The organism is Nocardioides sp. B-3 (assembly GCF_024703895.1).
GTDB lineage: Bacteria > Actinomycetota > Actinomycetes > Propionibacteriales > Nocardioidaceae > Nocardioides.
Genome location: NZ_CP087968.1, coordinates 3,311,297 through 3,329,157, shown reverse-complemented (window position 1 = coordinate 3,329,157; position 17,861 = coordinate 3,311,297). Strand labels below are relative to the sequence as shown.

At 65.7% G+C, this 17,861-nt stretch carries 19 protein-coding genes, 1 tRNA gene, 2 rRNA genes and 4 pseudogenes; 6 read left to right on the top strand and 20 right to left on the bottom strand.

The genetic code is table 11. The annotated features are described in order from the left end of the window. Positions 1-93 precede the first annotated feature (93 nt). Positions 94-441, top strand: a complete 348-nt coding sequence (locus LP418_RS22140; protein ID WP_257953710.1) for a hypothetical protein — start codon at positions 94-96, stop codon at positions 439-441. On the opposite strand, the gene LP418_RS22135 is transcribed toward LP418_RS22140, so the two are convergent. From LP418_RS22135 to tyrS, 15 genes and pseudogenes are all read right to left on the bottom strand, one after another. Next, positions 402-794, bottom strand: coding sequence for a YibE/F family protein (locus LP418_RS22135; RefSeq protein ID WP_257953709.1), 393 nt, complete (start codon positions 792-794; stop codon positions 402-404). The two genes, LP418_RS22140 and LP418_RS22135, sit on opposite strands and share 40 nt — an antisense overlap. A 103-nt stretch (positions 795-897) precedes the next feature. Continuing rightward, positions 898-1,002, bottom strand: a pseudogene (locus LP418_RS34245) (hypothetical protein); the annotation flags it as partial. Between the two features lie 76 nt (positions 1,003-1,078). Beyond that, positions 1,079-1,315, bottom strand: coding sequence for a hypothetical protein (locus LP418_RS22125; protein ID WP_257953707.1), 237 nt, complete (start codon positions 1,313-1,315; stop codon positions 1,079-1,081). Beyond that, positions 1,312-1,611 (bottom strand): hypothetical protein, encoded by a 300-nt coding sequence (locus LP418_RS22120; RefSeq protein WP_257953706.1) that lies wholly within the window; start codon positions 1,609-1,611, stop codon positions 1,312-1,314. The genes LP418_RS22125 and LP418_RS22120 overlap by 4 nt, the downstream gene beginning before the upstream one ends. 9 nt (positions 1,612-1,620) lie before the next feature. Continuing rightward, positions 1,621-2,091, bottom strand: a complete 471-nt coding sequence (locus tag LP418_RS22115; protein ID WP_257957141.1) for a DUF3145 domain-containing protein — start codon at positions 2,089-2,091, stop codon at positions 1,621-1,623. Positions 2,092-2,287: 196 nt separating this feature from the next. After that, positions 2,288-2,746 (bottom strand): alpha/beta fold hydrolase, encoded by a 459-nt coding sequence (locus LP418_RS22110; protein ID WP_257953705.1) that lies wholly within the window; start codon positions 2,744-2,746, stop codon positions 2,288-2,290. 38 nt (positions 2,747-2,784) lie between these two features. Further along, a complete protein-coding gene (locus LP418_RS22105; protein ID WP_257953704.1) occupies positions 2,785-3,237 on the bottom strand; it encodes an alpha/beta fold hydrolase in 453 nt (150 codons plus the stop codon). A 4-nt stretch (positions 3,238-3,241) separates the two neighbouring features. After that, the gene (locus LP418_RS22100) at positions 3,242-3,862 is read right to left on the bottom strand and encodes a hypothetical protein (RefSeq protein ID WP_257953703.1); all 621 of its coding nucleotides are present in this window, start codon (positions 3,860-3,862) and stop codon (positions 3,242-3,244) included. A 678-nt stretch (positions 3,863-4,540) separates the two neighbouring features. Further along, a 23S ribosomal RNA gene (locus tag LP418_RS22095) occupies positions 4,541-7,665 on the bottom strand. A gap of 449 nt (positions 7,666-8,114) precedes the next feature. Then, positions 8,115-9,630, bottom strand: a 16S ribosomal RNA gene (locus tag LP418_RS22090). Together the 16S and 23S rRNA genes form the textbook arrangement of a ribosomal RNA operon. 483 nt (positions 9,631-10,113) lie before the next feature. Beyond that, positions 10,114-10,383 (bottom strand): hypothetical protein, encoded by a 270-nt coding sequence (locus LP418_RS34240; RefSeq protein WP_442940303.1) that lies wholly within the window; start codon positions 10,381-10,383, stop codon positions 10,114-10,116. After that, positions 10,381-10,856 (bottom strand): annotated as a pseudogene (locus tag LP418_RS22085) (alpha-hydroxy acid oxidase); the annotation flags it as partial. The gene LP418_RS34240 and the pseudogene LP418_RS22085, both read right to left, overlap by 3 nt. Before the next feature lie 115 nt (positions 10,857-10,971). After that, a pseudogene (locus tag LP418_RS34235) lies at positions 10,972-11,019 on the bottom strand (hypothetical protein); the annotation flags it as partial. A gap of 80 nt (positions 11,020-11,099) precedes the next feature. After that, the gene (locus tag LP418_RS22080) at positions 11,100-11,228 is read right to left on the bottom strand and encodes a hypothetical protein (RefSeq protein WP_257953701.1); all 129 of its coding nucleotides are present in this window, start codon (positions 11,226-11,228) and stop codon (positions 11,100-11,102) included. Between the two features lie 4 nt (positions 11,229-11,232). Beyond that, positions 11,233-12,571, bottom strand: a pseudogene (tyrS, locus tag LP418_RS22075) (tyrosine--tRNA ligase). 172 nt (positions 12,572-12,743) lie between these two features. Here tyrS and LP418_RS22070 point away from each other — a divergent pair. Beyond that, positions 12,744-13,364, top strand: coding sequence for a serine/threonine-protein kinase (locus LP418_RS22070; protein ID WP_257953700.1), 621 nt, complete (start codon positions 12,744-12,746; stop codon positions 13,362-13,364). Between the two features lie 171 nt (positions 13,365-13,535). Next, a complete protein-coding gene (locus tag LP418_RS22065) occupies positions 13,536-13,967 on the top strand; it encodes a hypothetical protein (RefSeq protein WP_257953699.1) in 432 nt (143 codons plus the stop codon). Positions 13,968-13,986: 19 nt separating this feature from the next. Here the strand turns inward: LP418_RS22065 and LP418_RS22060 are convergent, their stop codons facing one another. Both LP418_RS22060 and LP418_RS22055 read right to left on the bottom strand, forming a co-directional pair. Further along, the gene (locus LP418_RS22060; protein ID WP_257953698.1) at positions 13,987-14,397 is read right to left on the bottom strand and encodes a YybH family protein; all 411 of its coding nucleotides are present in this window, start codon (positions 14,395-14,397) and stop codon (positions 13,987-13,989) included. A 50-nt stretch (positions 14,398-14,447) separates the two neighbouring features. Further along, positions 14,448-14,524 (bottom strand) — tRNA-Ile (locus tag LP418_RS22055). 70 nt (positions 14,525-14,594) lie between these two features. On the opposite strand from LP418_RS22055, the gene LP418_RS22050 reads away from it, so the two are divergent. Beyond that, positions 14,595-15,332, top strand: a complete 738-nt coding sequence (locus LP418_RS22050; protein WP_257953697.1) for a thermonuclease family protein — start codon at positions 14,595-14,597, stop codon at positions 15,330-15,332. A gap of 3 nt (positions 15,333-15,335) precedes the next feature. Here the strand turns inward: LP418_RS22050 and LP418_RS22045 are convergent, their stop codons facing one another. Continuing rightward, entirely contained in the window at positions 15,336-15,518 is a 183-nt protein-coding gene (locus LP418_RS22045; RefSeq protein WP_257953696.1) for a hypothetical protein, read from the bottom strand. A 42-nt stretch (positions 15,519-15,560) separates the two neighbouring features. Next, entirely contained in the window at positions 15,561-16,094 is a 534-nt protein-coding gene (locus LP418_RS22040) for a hypothetical protein (protein WP_336276116.1), read from the bottom strand. Here LP418_RS22040 and LP418_RS22035 point away from each other — a divergent pair. Next, on the top strand, positions 16,041-16,205 hold the full coding sequence (locus LP418_RS22035; protein WP_257953694.1) for a hypothetical protein: 165 nt from the start codon (positions 16,041-16,043) through the stop codon (positions 16,203-16,205). The two genes, LP418_RS22040 and LP418_RS22035, sit on opposite strands and share 54 nt — an antisense overlap. A gap of 365 nt (positions 16,206-16,570) precedes the next feature. After that, a complete protein-coding gene (locus tag LP418_RS22030; protein ID WP_257953693.1) occupies positions 16,571-17,056 on the top strand; it encodes a hypothetical protein in 486 nt (161 codons plus the stop codon). A gap of 131 nt (positions 17,057-17,187) precedes the next feature. Here the strand turns inward: LP418_RS22030 and LP418_RS22025 are convergent, their stop codons facing one another. Further along, positions 17,188-17,790, bottom strand: a complete 603-nt coding sequence (locus LP418_RS22025) for a TetR/AcrR family transcriptional regulator (protein WP_257953692.1) — start codon at positions 17,788-17,790, stop codon at positions 17,188-17,190. Between the last annotated feature and the right edge of the window lie 71 nt (positions 17,791-17,861).

Sequence of the window (17,861 nt, the reverse complement as noted above, 5' to 3'; positions counted from 1 at the left end):
TGAACCGTCCCGTCCCAGCCCCGGTCGCCGTCGCTGCCATCGCCCCCGGCGTTGGTCGCCAGCGTATCCACCGTGCCCGCGCAGGCGGGGCCCGTGGAGGCCAGCCGCGAGGCCGAGGTGATCGGCGGCAACACCGCGGCCAACGACGGCACCCTGCGCAAGGGCTGCCGCCGCTATCACTACGCCTACGTCGTCCGGGTCCCGACCGACGACTGGTCGCTCGAGGTCTCGATCGTCGACCGGCGCGGGCTGGCCGTGGCCTCGTTCGCCCACATCAGCACCGTCGACCCCGACACGGCGACCGTGTCCTACCGGTTGTGTCGGGCCGCGACCGTTCCGGGCAAGTTCCGGATCAAGGGCACCCTGAACTGGTACGACGACCCCTCGGTGCCCATCCCGGCCTACGTGCCGGTCACGCGCTTCCGGCTGGCTCGTCCCTGACGGCTGGTGCCACGGTCGCGGCCGCGATCGCGGTCGTCGCTGGCACCGCAAGCACCGGGCCGATGGCCGAGGCCAGGGGTCCGTGCGACCTCCTCGGCGATGGCCTCGTCGCTGAGGACGTCGATCAGCGGTCGGTCGTAGAGCGAGATCAACAGCATCGTCGCCACCGCGGTCCCGGCATAGGCGAACACGATCGTGTAGATCGTGGACGCGATGTGGTCGCGACCGATCCGCATCCCCGAGGCGAAGAGCTGGCGTCGGGTCAGGTGCGGCGCAGCCTCCCGCAGCTCCCACACCGACGAGCTCTGGGTGATGGTCACGTCGTTGAGGACACCGAGTCCGGCGACGATCACTGCACAGGTGAGCAGCCCCCTGAAGTCGAGCTGGTCGGCCCTGGTTGCGCAGCAGCAGGCTCGACTCGTCGCCGAGGCCGCTGAGTCGCGCGGAGTGGATGGCCACCAGCCCGATGCCCGCGGTGATGACGAGCCCGATCAGGGTCCCGGCCAGCGCGGTCGACGTACGCACCGAAGGGCCGTGCGCGAGGTAGAGGACGACGAACATGATGGCCGTCGACCCCACCAGCGCCACGGCCAGCCCTGACTCCCCGCCAGCAGCGCCGGAAGCATGAAGTAGCCGATCACAAGACCCGCGAAGACCCAGGGCCGAGGATGGCCAGCAGGCCGCGGACCCGGGCGATCACGGCAACCACCAGCAGGAAGGCGAGCGCCAGCCAGCCGAGCGGCGGCTTCCGGTCGACGCCCACCCAGCCGTAGTTGGGGACGTCGGCGCCCTCCTGCGGCACGGCGACCAGCGTGACCCGGTCGCCCACCCGGACCGCGTCCACGACGCCGGGTCGCACGCGCAGCTCGCTCACCGTTCCGGCGTCGCCATCGAGGCGTACGTCGACGTCGTCACAGACCTCGGGGAACTCGCTCGACTCCGGGTGACGACCGGGCAGGCCTCCCCCACTCGGAGCACTTCGCCGTCGGGATAGGTGACGCCGTCGGCGGAGTACGGCGTCGACGGCCGCTCGCCACTCGGCCAGAGCATCCCCACGCCAACCGGGGTGCCGATCGCGGTCAGGGCCAGCAGGGCCGGGAGCAGGCGCGTGACCGGACCCGAGGTCCGGACGTCGACCGCGCGATGGGAGTGCGAGTGGCCGTGACCCACTGTGTGCCGTCAGACGACCCGGTGCAGCCAGCGGACCGGCGCACCCTCGCCGGCGTGACGGAACGTCTCGAGCTCGTCGTCCCACGGCTTGCCGAGGAGCTTGTCGATCTCGTTCAGCAGGGTCGTGTCGCCCGGGGCGGCCTTCACGACGGCTGCCTTCAGCCGGTCCTCCGGGATCATGATGTCGCCGTGCAGGCCGGTCACGGCGTGGTAGACGCCGAGCTCGGGCGTGTAGGAGAACCGGGTGCCCTCGCTGGCACTGCTCGGCTCCTCGGTGATCTCGAACCGCAGGTGGTTCCAGCCACGGAGAGCGGACGCGACCGAGGCCGCCGAGCCCACCGAACCGGCCCGGGAGAGCTCGGCCCGGTAGCTGCCGGGCTGGGCGGGCTGGGGAATCCAGTCAAGGCTCACGGCGACGCCGAGAACTCCACCGACGGCCCACTCGACGTGAGGGCAGAGAGCAGAGGGTGCTGAGTGCACGTAAAGAATGCCCCGGGTCCCGGCAACATCCGGGCGGGCGTGAGTGCTTGTGGTCACCGTGACCTCCTTGAAGTTCCGACGCTGAGATGCGCCTTCCCCAGCGGTCTGTGCGACGGCTTCAAGTGGGTGCGAGTGACACGTATGTGATTAGACCACCATTGTGACCCATGGGGCATGAGTTTGCCAATGGGACAGGCTAGGAACCTGTTGACGTGTCGCCGAGCGGATCCACGTCGACGCCGATGTCCGGGATCGAGGCGAGCACGTCGAGGACGATGCCCAGCCCGCCGAGGTGGCTCTCCCCGTCGATGACGGCCGGGGTCGCATCCGGCAACCGGTCCACGCAGTGTTGCCCGTGGGCGAACGGGACGATGTGGTCGGCGTCGCCGTGCCACCAGCGCACCGGGACCTGCACGTCGGACAGCGCGAATCCCCAGTCCCGCGTGAACAGCACCGGGTCGGTCAGGGCTGCGCCCATCTGCGTGCGCGAACCGTTGAGCAGGTCGTCGATGAACATCGCCTTGAACTCCGGGCGGGCCAGCAGGTTCTTGTCCCCACTCGGTTGCACGGCGGCGTACACGTCGAGCACCGGCCCGGCGAACGGGCGCACGGCCCGGATCGCCTGCGTCATCGCGAAGCTGACGGGCCGGCGCATCGGTCGAAGGGCCGGGGCGCACGCCACGGCGAGCTGCATCATCCCGCCCGGAGCCGCGTCGGGCCCCCGGTCGGCGCGACGCCGCCCAGCACGGCGGCGGCCAGCACCCGGTCGGGCATGGCCGCGCCGGCGGCGAGGACATATGGCCCGCCACCGGACAGGCCGACGAGCCGGAACGTGTCGACACCGAGGGCGTCCAGCAGCAACCGAAGGTCCTCGGTCCACCCCGGGACGTTGTCATAGAGGTACGGCGACGACGACCCGATCCCGGGACGGTCGATGCCGATGATCCGCACGCCCTGCGCGGCCGCGAAGGCCCGCGCCTCCAACGGGATCTGGCGACGGGCGCCCGGCGTTCCGTGCATCCACACGATCGGCTGACCGTCGGGCGGGCCGTATTCGGCAAAGCTCAGCTGTCGCCCGTCCCTGACGGCCGCGGTTCCCTCGAGCGTCGGTGCTTCAACACGCATGGCGGCATGCTGACAGATCACGCGATCAACGACTCCGCTTCTCCGGGATCTCGGCGCGGTCGGCCGCGTCCGTGAGCTGCTCGCTGTCGATCGCGTTGGTCCGGTGGAACCACGCCGGGGCATCGGCCTCGCGACCGGCAAACTCGAGCGTGTCCGCATAGGCGTAGCGCAGGCGCACGACCCACGGGGCCCGGCTCTTCGACATGAGCGGAGCGAGCTCCGGGTGCGCAGGGCCGCATCGAGCTGCCCCATGTCTCGCCGGGCGCCGGCCTCCACGAGCGTCATCTCGGCCTTGGCCTCCCGGTGCGAAGTTGGCGACCGAGGGGCTCTTGGCGAGCTTGAGCGACTGCTCCGGGTGGCCCAGCGCACGGTGGCAGTCAGCCATCATCGGCAAGTACGCGGTCGCGCCGTTCATCCTCTTCGCCGCACGCAGCTCGGCGAGCGCGACCGAGTAGTGCCCGGCCGCGTAGGCGGCCTCGCCGACGGCTTCCCGGACGATGGCGATGCGTGAGGCGCGGGCGCGAGCAGCCAGCGTGTGCTGGTACGCCGTCTCGGGGTCATCGTCGATCAGCATCCCGGCCGCGGCCGGGTGACGGGCGACCCGAGCGGCCAGCTTCTCGGGCAGGCCCTTGAGCTGGTTGACCACGGCACGATCGAGCTCCCGGCCGGTCAGCTCCTCGGGGAGCGGTGGGCCGTCGTACTCGGCCCGGTCGACCGTGCGGGGTCGCTGCTCATCGCGCGGGCGCTTCCAGTCGCTCTCACGTGACTTGCTACGGTCCGAGCCGCCGCGGGCGCCCGGCTTGCCTCCCCGCGTGTCGGGCTTGCCGCCACGGCTGTCCGCTCGTCCTCCACGTGAGTCCGCCTTCCCCCGCGCCCATCGGGCTTGCCGCCACGGGAGTCCGGCTTGCCACCACGCCCCGACGGAGCACCGCCACGGGCGGGCGGCTTCGAGCCGTCTCGAGCTGGCGGGCGCTGGCTACGACGTTCCTCGGCCACGACGGAAACCTTTCGGGTGCTTGCTCTGTGCTGATGTAAGTAAAGGGGTCGTGCGCTGCCACGGTACTGGCACAGACGTTCCCTTTCGCTATGGCCGCCGTAACTCTGGCGGAACACACACACCCAAACCCAACACGGATGTTGGTCGGGGCATGTTCCAAGCTTGATGATGCATCTGTTCAGTTGTGTGTCCTGCAACCGCTCACGACCCGATGGGTGTGTTGGTTGGGAACTGCATGTGGACGCGGGCACTCATTCGTGCGTTTGTAGCGCTGGTCTTGTCGTGTTCTCTACCGTAACCGGTGTGGTGATTGGTTTTGTACGGTGTTGGGACAAGCCCTCGGCCTATTAGTACCGGTCGGCTGGGCATTACTGCTGTACACCTCCGGCCTATCAACCCCATGTTCTGTGGGGGCCTTACCCAGTTAACCTGGTGGGAAACCTCATCTTGAAACGTGCTTCCCGCTTAGATGCATTCAGCGGTTATCACTTCCGAACGTAGCCAACCAGCCGTGCTCCCAGGCGGAACAACTGGCACACCAGAGGTTCGTCCATCCCGGTCCTCTCGTACTAGGGACAGCCTTTCTCAAGTTTCCTGCGCGCGGCGGATAGGGACCGAACTGTCTCACGACGTTCTAAACCCAGCTCGCGTGCCGCTTTAATGGGCGAACAGCCCAACCCTTGGGACCTACTCCAGCCCCGGGATGCGACGAGCCGACATCGAGGTGCCAAACCATCCCGTCGATATGGACTCTTGGGGAAGATCAGCCTGTTATCCCCGGGGTACCTTTTATCCGTTGAGCGACGCCGCTTCCACCTGCTGGCGCCGGATCACTAGTTCCGACTTTCGTCCCTGCTCGACATGTCTGTCTCACAGTCAAGCTCCCTTGTGCACTTACACTCAACACCTGATTGCCAACCGGGCTGAGGGAACCTTTGAGCGCCTCCGTTACTTTTTAGGAGGCAACCGCCCCAGTTAAACTACCCATCAGGCACTGTCCCTGATCCGGATTACGGACCTAGGTTAGACATCTAATACTACTAGAGTGGTATTTCAACGATGACTCCACACAAACTGGCGTCTGCGCTTCACAGTCTCCCACCTATCCTACACAAGCAGTACCAAACACCAATACCAAACTATAGTAAAGGTCCCGGGGTCTTTCCGTCCTGCCGCGCGTAACGAGCATCTTTACTCGTAGTGCAATTTCGCTGAGTCCATGGTTGAGACAGCGCCCAAGTCGTTACTCCATTCGTGCAGGTCGGAACTTACCCCGACAAGGAATTTCTGCTACCTTAGGATGGTTATAGTTACCACCGCCGTTTACTGGGGCTTAAATTCTCCGCTTCGACTTGCGTCTAACAGGTCCTCTTAACCTTCCAGCACCGGGCAGGAGTCAGTCCGTATACATCGTCTTACAACTTCGCACGGACCTGTGTTTTTAGTAAACAGTCGCTTGGGCTCGGTCTCTGCGGCCGTTCACGCTCCCCCAGCAAGTGGGTTCACGATCCGGGCCCCCCTTCTCCCGAAGTTACGGGGGCATTTTGCCGAGTTCCTTAACCATGGTTATCTCGATCGCCTTAGTATTCTCTACCTGATCACCTGAGTCGGTTTGGGGTACGGGCGGCGCATAGCTCGCTAGAGGTTTTTCTCGACAGCATAGGATCACCCACTTCACCATACGGCTCCGTGTCACATCTCAGACTCCACATCAAAGTGAGCGGCCCGGATTTACCCGGACCCCGTCCTACATGCTTACCCGTGGACTACCATCGCCACGGCTGGGCTACCTTCCTGCGTCACCCCATCGCTTGACTACTACCAGTTCGGGTCCCACGCTCCGCCCAGACGTCTCGCCCCGAAGGGTCCGATCATCTGGGTTTCGGATGGTTAGCATCACCGGGTTCGTCATGGGCGCTACTTTGCCGGTACGGGAATATCAACCCGTTGTCCATCGACTACGCCTGTCGGCCTCGCCTTAGGTCCCGACTTACCCGGGGCAGATTAGCTTGACCCCCGGAACCCTTGATCATTCGGCGGAAGAGTTTCTCGCTCTTCATTCGCTACTCATGCCTGCATTCTCACTCGTGTGGGCTCCACACGGATCACTCCGGCGCTTCACTGCCCACACGACGCTCCCCTACCCATCCAGCGCACTGAACACCGATCAAGTCGATGCTGATGTATTCGCTGAATGCCATAGCTTCGGCGGATGACTTGAGCCCCGCTACATTGTCGGCGCGGAATCACTTGACCAGTGAGCTATTACGCACTCTTTCAAGGGTGGCTGCTTCCAAGCCAACCTCCCGGTTGTCACTGCGACTCCACATCCTTTTCCACTTAGTCACCGCTTAGGGGCCTTAGCTGATGGTCTGGGCTGTTTCCCTCTCGACAATGGAGCTTATCCCCCACTGTCTCACTGCTGCGCTCTCACTTACCGGCATTCGGAGTTTGGCTAACGTCAGTAACCTGGTCGGGCCCATCGGCTATCCAGTGCTCTACCTCCGGCAAGAAACACACAACGCTGCACCTAAATGCATTTCGGGGAGAACCAGCTATCACGAAGTTTGATTGGCCTTTCACCCCTATCCACAGGTCATCCCCTCAGTTTTCAACCTAAGTGGGTTCGGTCCTCCACGTCGTCTTACCGACGCTTCAACCTGCCCATGGATAGATCACTTCGCTTCGGGTCTTGAGCGCGCTACTGAAACGCCCTATTCGGACTCGCTTTCGCTACATGGCTACCCCACACGGGTTAACCTCGCAACACACCGCAAACTCGCAGGCTCATTCTTCAAAGGCACGCCGTCACAAGCCACAAGGACTCGCTCCGACGGATTGTAGGCACACGGTTTCAGGTACTATTTCACTCCCCCCGGGGGTACTTTTCACCTTTCCCTCACGGTACTTGTCCGCTATCGGTCATCAAGGAGTATTTAGGCTTAACGGGTGGTCCCGCCAGATTCACACGGAATTTCAGGGGTTCCGTGTTACTTGGGGTACTGCTCCAGAGCTCAGAACATACGTCTACGGGGCTATCACCCGCTACGGCACCACTTTCCAATGGACTTCGACTTCGTATCTGAGTTTCTTACTCTGCACACAGCCGGCAGACCGTGTCGAGCAACCCCACAACCCCATGACTGCAACCCCTGCCGGGTATCACACAACCATGGTTTGGCCTCTTCCGATTTCGCTCGCCACTACTCTCGGAATCACTTTTGTTTTCTCTTCCTGTGGGTACTGAGATGTTTCACTTCCCCACGTTCCCTCCACACACCCTATGTGTTCAGATGTGGGTAACTGGACATGACTCCAGCTGGGTTTCCCCATTCGGACACCCCCGGATCACAGCTCGGTTGCCAACTCCCCCGGGGCTTATCGCAGGCTCCTACGTCCTTCATCGGCTCTTGATGCCAAGGCATCCACCATGTGCCCTTCATAGCTTGTCTCAACAACGTCAAAACAAATCACTACAAAGAAAACACCACACACCCACCACAATCAATGAGGGCGCATGTTTTGCAAAACTTACACTACAAAGCATTAATTAATGCTCGCGTCCACTATGCAGATCTCAAACAACAACCCCACCAACCCCCACCAACCCGCATACGCAGACCAGCAGACAAAGGAGAGCAATCCAAAAACAACAACCCCGAGCAACCCCACCCACCAACAAAAGCCAGTACATGGTGCAACTCGGCCCTGATGCTTCAGGACCCAACAGTGTGCCAACCCTCCCCCCACCAGAACCAACCCCGTTCCACACCCACAACAAGTTGCGAGTAGTACTAAGCGCCAGCCCCCACAGGGGTCAAGCATCATCGACGATTCCACTAGTGAACACCACCAGTGCCACCCGGACGGATGCCGGGTGTGCGGGGTGTGTGCTCCTTAGAAAGGAGGTGATCCAGCCGCACCTTCCGGTACGGCTACCTTGTTACGACTTCGTCCCAATCGCCAGCCCCACCTTCGACAGCTCCCTCCCTTACGGGTTGGGCCACCGGCTTCGGGTGTTGCCGACTTTCGTGACGTGACGGGCGGTGTGTACAAGGCCCGGGAACGTATTCACCGCAGCGTTGCTGATCTGCGATTACTAGCGACTCCGACTTCATGGGGTCGAGTTGCAGACCCCAATCCGAACTGAGACCGGCTTTTTGGGATTCGCTCCCCCTTACGGGATCGCAGCCCTTTGTACCGGCCATTGTAGCATGCGTGAAGCCCCGGACATAAGGGGCATGATGACTTGACGTCATCCCCACCTTCCTCCGAGTTGACCCCGGCAGTCTCCTATGAGTCCCCACCATTACGTGCTGGCAACATAGAACGAGGGTTGCGCTCGTTGCGGGACTTAACCCAACATCTCACGACACGAGCTGACGACAGCCATGCACCACCTGTACACCGACAAAAGGGGCCTCATCTCTGAGGCTTTCCGGTGTATGTCAAACCAGTGTAAGGTTCTTCGCGTTGCATCGAATTAATCCGCATGCTCCGCCGCTTGTGCGGGCCCCCGTCAATTCCTTTGAGTTTTAGCCTTGCGGCCGTACCCCCCGGGCGGGGCGCTTAATGCGTTAGCTGCGGCACGGAACCCATGGAATAGGCCCCACACCTAGCGCCCAACGTTTACGGTGTGGACTACCAGGGTATCTAATCCTGTTCGCTCCCCACACTTTCGCTCCTCAGCGTCAGGTAATGCCCAGAGAACCGCCTTCGCCACCGGTGTTCCTCCTGATATCTGCGCATTTCACCGCTACACCGGGAATTCCGTTCTCCCCTGCATACCTCTAGTCTGCCCGTATCGGAAGCCAGCACACAGTTAAGCTGTGTGTTTTCACTCCCGACGCGACAAACCGCCTACGAGCCCTTTACGCCCAATAATTCCGGACAACGCTCGCACCCTACGTATTACCGCGGCTGCTGGCACGTAGTTGGCCGGTGCTTCTTCTGCACATACCGTCACTTTCGCTTCGTCTGTGCTGAAAGAGGTTTACAACCCGAAGGCCGTCATCCCTCACGCGGCGTTGCTGGATCAGGCTTCCGCCCATTGTCCAATATTCCCCACTGCTGCCTCCCGTAGGAGTCTGGGCCGTGTCTCAGTCCCAGTGTGGCCGGTCACCCTCTCAGGCCGGCTACCCGTCGAAGCCATGGTAGGCCATTACCCCACCATCAAGCTGATAGGCCGCGAGCACATCCCCCACCGAAAAACTTTCCACCACAACCCATGCGAATCGTGGTCATATCCGGTATTAATCACCGTTTCCGGTGGCTATCCCAAAGTGGAGGGCAGATTACTCACGTGTTACTCACCCGTTCGCCGCTCGAGTACCACCGAAGTGGCCTTTCCGCTCGACTTGCATGTGTTAAGCACGCCGCCAGCGTTCGTCCTGAGCCAGGATCAAACTCTCCATCGAAAACAAACACCCACACCAACCCAAAGGCCAGCACAGGAAAAAGAGAGCCACATCCCCTGACAAAAGACACAACACTGACAAAAAATATTGTCAGAAATTATTGTCTTCAACCAAAGAAACCACCACCACAACCATGCACCCAACCCACCCAAAAGGCAGACCAAACACAAGTCACGGTGACGGGGCAAAACAAACTAATTCGTCGACTATGACACACTGTTGAGTTCTCAAACATCAGGCGCACACTGTGCTAATTCGCTTTCATGACTTCGCTGCAGCAGCTGATGGCCGTACTGTATGAGGTGTGTTTCCGCAGGAGCAAATCCCCGGGCCTTTCGCACCTCGCCCCTCTCAGCGTCTCGAACCTGCAAGGCCCGACGTGGTGAGAGAGAGTGGCCGACTCGGGAGCCGGAAGCCCGGCCTTCTGGCCTTGCTTCCCGCCGCTTCCCGGCGACAAAGAGAACATTAGGCAGATGCTGGCGATCATGCAAATCCATATGGTGTGACCGCGGCCACAGAGGCTTGCAAAATGCTGTTTGTGCAGGTCAGCGGCTTGCGGCCCGGAATCAGAAGGTGCCGAGTCCGCGCGCGTCGCGGGGTGTCACGGCGCCGGAGAGGCGTAGCGACTCGGTCAGCTCGGCCCGGATCTCCTCGTGCCAGCGGCGTACACCGGGCTCGCCTTCGGCCGGGGGCGAGCAGCGGAGCGCGGCCCGCGAATGCGGCGTCGGCGCCCAGCGAGAGCGCCGTCAACACGTCGAGCCCCGATGTCAGTCCGCCGTCGACGTACACCTCGACCGACTCCCCCACTGCTGCTCGCACCCTCGGCAACGCGATCGCGGTTGCGACCGCACGGTCGAGCTGGCGCCCCCGTGGTTGGAGACCCACACGGCCGCCGCCCCTGCTTCCACGCACATCCGGGCGTCGTCACCGCGCAGCACGCCCTTGACCACGACCGGGAGCCCGGTCAGCTCGTGCAGTCGTGCGATGTCGGTCGGACCGAGGTCCGTGGCCTTCTCGGCACCGGGCAGTGCGTCGTACCCCTCGTCGAAGTTCACGCGGAGCTGCCCGGTCGGCACGAGGTCGAAGACCGACCGGCCGCCCTCGGTGATCTTGGTGCCCACCACAGGGGTGTCCACCGTCAGCACGATCGCCCGGGCGCCGGCAGCCACGGCGCGCGCCAACAACGGCCGCGCCAGCTCGCGGTTGCCGGGCAGATAGGCCTGCACCCACCACTCCACGCCGGTGGCACCGATCTCCTCGAACCGGGTGCCGGCATTGCTCGGACACGACCAGCAGGGATCCGGCGTCTGCGCAGGCACGCGCCATCGCCAGCTCGCCGTCGCGATGGACCGAGCGCTGCAGCGTGGTCGGCGCGACACCCCGGGGCACGCGGTGGTCCCGGTCCGAGCAGTCGCGTCGTCAGGTCGATCCGGGTGACGTCACGCAGGACGCGTGGCGCAAGGCGCACGTCACGCCAGGGCTGCGGCCGCTTCGGATGCGGTGATCGAGCTTCCCGCTCCCTGCAGGACGTACTCGAGGATGTGCGACGGCACGGCGTGCCGGGCGCGCTGCTCGAGTCCGTCCAGCCACCGCGTCATCGGGTCAGCTGACCTGCACGCCCGCGAAGTTCTTCTTGCCGCGCCGCAGCACCAGCCACGAGCCGCCGAGCAGATCGCCCTCGGTGGGCACGAGGTCGGGATCCTCGATGCGGGTGTTGTTGAGGTAGGCGCCACCCTCCGAGACGGTTCGGCGGGCCTCCCCCTTGCTCTTGGCCAGCCCGGCCTCGACGAAGAGGTCGACGACCGACGGGAGGTCGTCACGCTTGGCAGAGGCGGTGCCCGTTTCGCTCAGCGCAGCAGCGAGGGTCGAAGCACTCAGCGCGTGCAGGTCGCCACCGCCGAAGAGCGCGGCCGCGGCCGCCTTCGCCTGCTCGGTCTCGGCCGCTCCGTGCACCAGCGTCGTCACCTCGTCGGCGAGCCGCTTCTGGGCAGCGCGCAGGAAGGGCTTCTCCGCCGTCTGAGCCTCGTGGTCCTCGATCTCGTCACGGCTGAGGAACGTGAAGATGCGCAGCATCTCCACGACCTTCTCGTCCTCGACGTTGAGCCAGAACTGGTGGAACGCGTAGGGCGTCATCATCTCGGGGTCGAGCCACAGTGCGCCGCCCTCGGTCTTGCCGTACTTGGTGCCGTCGGCCTTCGTCACCAGCGGCGTGGCGAACGCGTGTGCGTGACCATTCGCCGCGCGGCGTACGAGCTCTGCACCCCCGGTGATGTTGCCCCACTGGTCGGAGCCGCCGAACTGGAGCGTCACGCCGTGCTCCTTGTGCAGCGAGAGGAAGTCCATCGACTGCAAGAGGACGTAGGAGAACTCGGTGTAGCTGATGCCGGACTCGAGCCGGCGCTTGACCGTGTCACGCGCCAGCATCCGGTTGACCGGGAAGTGCTTGCCGACGTCACGCAGGAAGTCGATGACCGACATCGAGGCGGTCCAGTCGTAGTTGTTCACCACGGTGGCCGCGTTGTCGCCGTCGAAGCTGACGAAGCCGGACACCCGGCGGCGTACGCGCTCGGTCCAGTCCTTCACCGTGTCGAGGGAGTTGAGGCTGCGCTCCCCCGAGTCCTTCGGATCGCCGATCATGCCGGTCGCGCCGCCGACGAGGATGTACGGCGTGTGGCCGGCGTCCCTGGAGGCGGCGAGCTGTCAGCAGCTGGACGAGGTTGCCCATGTGCAGGCTCGGCGCGGTCGGGTCGAAGCCGACATAGAAGCGAACACTCCCGGCACCCGGGGCTTCGCGGAGCTCGGCCGGGTCGGTCGAATGGGCGACGAGGCCACGCCATTCGAGTTCGTCGAGAACGTTCGGGGTCGACACGCTTGGTCCTTCCGGAGGTGGCGGAGAGCTTCTGGTGGCCCAAGACTGCCAGACGGTCTCCGCCCCTAGCATGGGAGTTCGCCCCCACCGGAAGGTACGACGTTGATCGCAGGCAGGTATGCGCTCGGGCGCGAGCTCGGTCGCGGCGGCATGGGGGCCGTCTATCTCGCCCGCGACGAGGTGCTGGGCCGCGAGGTCGCGATCAAGCGCATCGGCATGGTGCCCGGCGCCGACAGCCCCGATCTTGCGCGCGGAGCGCGAGGCCGTGGTCGCCGCGATGATCAACCACCCGCACGTGGTCTCGGTCTTCGACCCGGTCGCGGACGACGACCACCAGTGGCTGGTGATGGAGTACGTCGAGGGCGAGTCGCTCGCCGACCGGATCCGTCGCGAGGGCGGGCTCGATCACGCCGAGGCCGCACGGATCGTGTGGCAGGTCGCCGACGGGCTCGCCTCCGCGCACCGGGCCGGGATCACGCACCGAGACGTCAAGCCGTCGAACATCCTCGTCACCACCGACGGGCAGGCGAAGCTCACCGATTTCGGGATCGCCCGTTCGCAGGCGGACGTCAGCCTCACGCAGACGGGGCTGGTGACCGGGTCGCCGGCCTACCTCGCGCCGGAGGTCGCGTCGGGCAGCGGGACGGGCCCGGCCAGCGACGTCTGGTCGCTCGGAGCGACGCTCTTCCACGTGCTGGCCGGCAAACCGCCGTACGACGTGAGCGAGAACATGATCGGCGGGCTCTACAAGATCGTGCACGAGGAGCCGCCACGGCTCTCCGATGCCGGTTCCTTCGACGACGTGCTCCGGGGCACGATGGCCAAGGATCCCGCGCGAGCGCTGGTCGATGGACCGGGTGCGTGAACGGCTCGCCGAGATCCAGCGGGACCCCCGCGCCGTCGGCGTCGCGTCGACGTTGGCGATCGACGGCCTGCCCGCACCCGCGACCGAGGTGCTGACGCCCATCGCGCCCGCCCCGGTCCCTGCCGAGCGTCGACGCTCCCCCGGCCGTGGCTGGGCGCCCTCGCGGCCGCGGTGCTCGCGGTGGTCCCGGCGCTGGCGTTCACCGGTGAGGACCCGCCGGACCGGGCGATCGACGGCCCGACTGCACAGCCGAGCCAACCGACGACCACGGACCCATCGCCCACGACGCCACCGGCGGACACGACCCGGGAGGTCACCGACTTCATCACGACCTACCCGGCGACCGTGACCTCCGACCGGCGCGCAGCGTTCGCGATGCTCACGCCGCAGTTCCGGGCTGATTCAGGCGGCTTCGGCGGCTACTCGCGCTTCTGGCGGACCATTGCGTCGGCCGATCCGAGCGCGATCGAGGTCGACCCCGAGAAGCTCACCGTGTCCTACGAGGTGGACTACCGGACCGTGTCCGGAGACGGCGACTGGGACACGGTGTCGCTGCAGCTCGAGCGCACCGACACCGGCTACCTCATCGCCGGCGAGAGCTGAGCCGCGTCAGGAAGAATCCTCAGGACGGGGCTTCGTCGTTCCAGCTGTCCGCCGTACAGCGCCACTCCCCGTCCGCTTCTCGGCGCCAGACGGTCAGGCCCCGGCCATGCACGGTGACCAGATTCCCGTCGGGATCATTGAACGAGACCCGGTTCCGCGCCCACATGTAGGCCATGTCGAAGTCGGCCGAGAACTCCGGGTCCGCCGTGGCCTCCCGGGTGATGTTGAACCCCGGAATCTGGTAGCTGTCAGCGACGTACTTGCGGAGGGCGTCCCGGCCGACGATCGGCGGCTGGCCGGGAGGTGCCACCACGGCGTCCTCGCTCCAGTACGTCACGACCTTCTCCACGTCGCGCCCCACCGAGGCCTCGGCTGCGAATTCGGCGTCACGCTTGAGCAGTGCGGCCACTTCATAAGCCTTGTCAGTCATGGCTCATCATGCGCACAACTCTGGCGCTCGTCCATAGTCCAGACGGACGCTGGTAGGGCGGGTGGGGCTCGAACCCACGACCCGGGGATTATGAGTCCCTTGCTCTGACCGACTGAGCTACCGCCCCGATGAGGGCGCAGCCTACGCAATCGCGGCATTCGCCGGACACCGCGGGCGCGGAGGGCGAGCATGGATCGATGCGTCGCTTCCTGTCACCACTCGCCCTGATCGCGCCCCCGGCCGCCACCCTGTCCTGGGTCGCACCCGCCTCGGCGGCGGTCGACATGGACTGCGGCGACTTCGCCACCCGGGCGGCCGCCCAGTCGTTCTTCCTGAGCGCTGGTCCCGGTGATCCGCACCGGTTGGACGCGGACGGCGACGGTGTCGTGTGCGAGTCCAACCCCTGCCCGTGCGCAGGGTCGCAGCCGGTCCCGCTGGTCACGCAGACGTCACCTCCCGCGCCCACGACCACGCCCGCACCGACCGGCACCGACCCCAACGGCTCCGGCAACAGCGGCCCGGTCCGGCGACACGCGGGCAACGTCGTCAAGGTCACCGACGGCGACACCCTGAAGGTCCGGATCGACGGCGTCGGGGTGCGTTCCGTGCGCATCCTCGGCATCGACACGCCTGAACTGTACGGCGGACGCGAGTGTGGCGGCGACGCCGCCTCTGCGCACATGGAGCGCCCGGCGCCGGTCGGCTCCCGCGTGCGACTGGAGTCGGACCCGAGCCGGGCGGACAGGGACCGCTACGGCCGCTGGCTTCGCTACGTCTCCCGCAAGGGGCTCGACGTCGGGCGCGAGCAGATCCGGCGTGGCCCGGCGGTCACCTACGTGTATCGGAACGACCCGTTCCGCCGTACCCGTGCATATCAGCGCACCGAGAAGGTCGCGCACAACATGCTGCGCGGATCGTGGGACCTCTGCTGGTGAGGGTCAGTCCCTGACCTGCACCTCGTGCAGACGCTCGACCGGGCGGTAGCCGAAGGCCCGGTTGGTCGCGGCCATCGGGAGGTTCTCCGGATCCATCCACGTGTGCATGGTCGTGCGCTCGGGATGCTCCGCGGTGACCGCGGCGTGCGTCGCGAGCTTGAGGTGCGAGGCCGAGGCGGTGTCCACGGTGCTCGGGCATCACCGGGGTGTCGTCCCTGGAGCACCTGGTCACCCCCGTGGGGAAGGAAGACCGGGGAGTAGCCGCCCATCCCGCCGTCCTCGCGGCGAGCCGCCGCGACCGGGAGGTCGTAGGACTTCGCGACACGCTCCTCCCCGGCCCGGATGCGCTCCGGGGTCATCACCACGGCCTCGTGCTCGAGCTCGCCCCGGGGCGCGTCCCTGGTTCATCTGGGTGCGCATCTCGGCATAGGCCTCGATCAGGTCGTCGGGACAGCGCCGCTGCCACGTCACGATCTCGTAGCCGTCACCTGCCCTCGAGGTCAGCTCACGGACGCACCTGTCTGCCAGCGGGAGGTCGAGCACCGGGTGGACCTGCTCGTGGACGGGTACGGCGCCCATGGCCCGCGCGAAAGCGAGCGGGCCGTCGTCGTCGACGACGGTGAGCTCGCCCCGCGCACTGGTGCGACCCGCGGCCCGGCGCCGCGCCGACGCAGCGTCGTACAGCGCGCGACCGATGCCGCGTCGTCGGTGTCCCGGGAGCACGGTGACCTCGAGCTCCGCCAGCTGGAGGTTGTCCTGCAGGGAGAAGCCGAGCTCGGCGACGCCCGGGACCTCCGCGCCGTCGTAGGCAGAGAGCAGGGCCGCCTCGTAGTAGTCGCTCGGGAGCGTGACTCGGTGGGTGAGAGCTTCTGAAGGAACGACTCACGGCGTGCTGGCGGTCGTGCGCGACGGCCGCTTCGAGCACGTCGTGCCACGCCCTGAGCTGCGTGGTGTCGTGGACATCGATCTCGCGAATCTCCATGCCGCCATCGGAACAGACCTGCACTGGTCGGCGCCAACCAATTGCGCGATGCTCGGGGGCATGACTGACGAGCGTCCGGCCTTCCAACCACTGCCCGAGGACTGGGAGCGCGCACTGTGCATCGTGGCGCACCCCCGACGACCCGGAGTTCGGCGCCGCGGCCGCGGTTGCGCGCTGGACCGGCCGGGGGCAAGGAGGTCGTCTACTGCATGGTCACCAGCGGCGAGGCCGGCATCGACGGCCTGCACCCCGACGAGTGCCGCACCGTGCGCGAGGCGGAGCAGGTCGAGTCGGCGCGCGTCGTCGGCGTCAGCGAGGTCGAGTTCCCGGGGCAGCCGGACGGCATCGTGGAGTACGGCGTTGCGCTGCGTCGCCCCCTCGGCCGAGGTCATCCGCAGGCACCGGCCCGAGATCGTCATCACCGGGAACTTCCGCGACTCGTGGGGCGGGACGTCGCTCAACCAGGGCCGACCACATCGCGGTCGGCCGGGCCGTACTGGACGCGGCTCGGGACGCCGGCAACCGGTGGATCTTCCCCGAGCAGCTCTCCGCGACGCTCGAGCCGTGGGGCGGGGTCAAGGCCGTCTGGGCGGCGGGTTCTCCGGAGTCGCGCCACGGTGTCGACACCACCGACACGTTCGATGCCGGTGTCGCCTCGCTCGAGGCGCACCGCGCGTACATCGACGGACTCGGCTGGGAGAACTGGGACCCTCGCGAGTTCCTCGAGGGCTTCGCCCGCTAGACGGGCCAGCGACTCGGCGTCGCGTTCGGTGCGTCCTTCGAGGTCTACTCCCTCGGCTGGGGTGAGTGACGACCGTTGTCGTGATCAGCGGTGACTCGTCGGGACCACCGCCGGTGCGCCGTCCACCGTGATCACCGTGGCCCGCAGACCGACGGATCCAGCAGAACGCGCCGGGTTCGGCGCACGTGGTCGCCCATGTCGACGCTGCGGTCGTGCAGCCACTGGGACCGAATGCCATCAGCCGCCGCGATCAGGGCTGCGGCGACGTAGCGCGGATCAATGTCGGATCGTGCTCGACCGGCCGCTTGAAGCGCCTCGACGTGCGCGGAGATCACGTCAGCGAAGCGCGCATATCGCTCGCGCAGATAGTCCGCAGCGGGGTGCTCACGGTTCATCGACGCGATGGTCAGCATCATGTGCAGCTCCATGATGGCTGGCCGCGCGGCGTTGCCCTCGAGCGCCGCAGCCAACACCTCGCCGGGATCCCCGTGGGGCAAACCCCGGAAGTAGGTCTGCTCGGCCTTCAGGTCGAGGTCGCGCTGGAGCTCGGTGAAGAGCATGTCCCGGGTGGGGAAGTAATGCATGAGACCGGCCGGGCTGATGTCGGCGGCCTTCGCGATGACGCGCAGCGAGGCTCCTCCGGAGCCCTCGCTCTCCAGGACGTCGAGGGCCGCATCGAGTATCTCGGCACGCTTGACGACGCCTTTCGCATAGCGTCCCGGCACCGCGCTCATGACTCGACCTTACCGTGCAGTGTCCGGCATCTGGACGGGTCCCGCGGGGTGGCGTGACCCGGGTCACCTCA

Excerpts from the sequence above, each read along its gene's own strand:
- LP418_RS22060 (WP_257953698.1), bottom strand. The coding sequence starts at position 14,397 with ATGACTGACAAGGCTTATGAAGTGGCCGCACTGCTCAAGCGTGACGCC.
- LP418_RS22050 (WP_257953697.1), top strand. The coding sequence starts at position 14,595 with ATGCGTCGCTTCCTGTCACCACTCGCCCTGATCGCGCCCCCGGCCGCC.
- LP418_RS22080 (WP_257953701.1), bottom strand. The coding sequence starts at position 11,228 with ATGACGCGGTGGCTGGACGGACTCGAGCAGCGCGCCCGGCACGCCGTG.
- LP418_RS22110 (WP_257953705.1), bottom strand. The coding sequence starts at position 2,746 with ATGCGCCGGCCCGTCAGCTTCGCGATGACGCAGGCGATCCGGGCCGTG.
- LP418_RS22025 (WP_257953692.1), bottom strand. The coding sequence starts at position 17,790 with ATGAGCGCGGTGCCGGGACGCTATGCGAAAGGCGTCGTCAAGCGTGCC.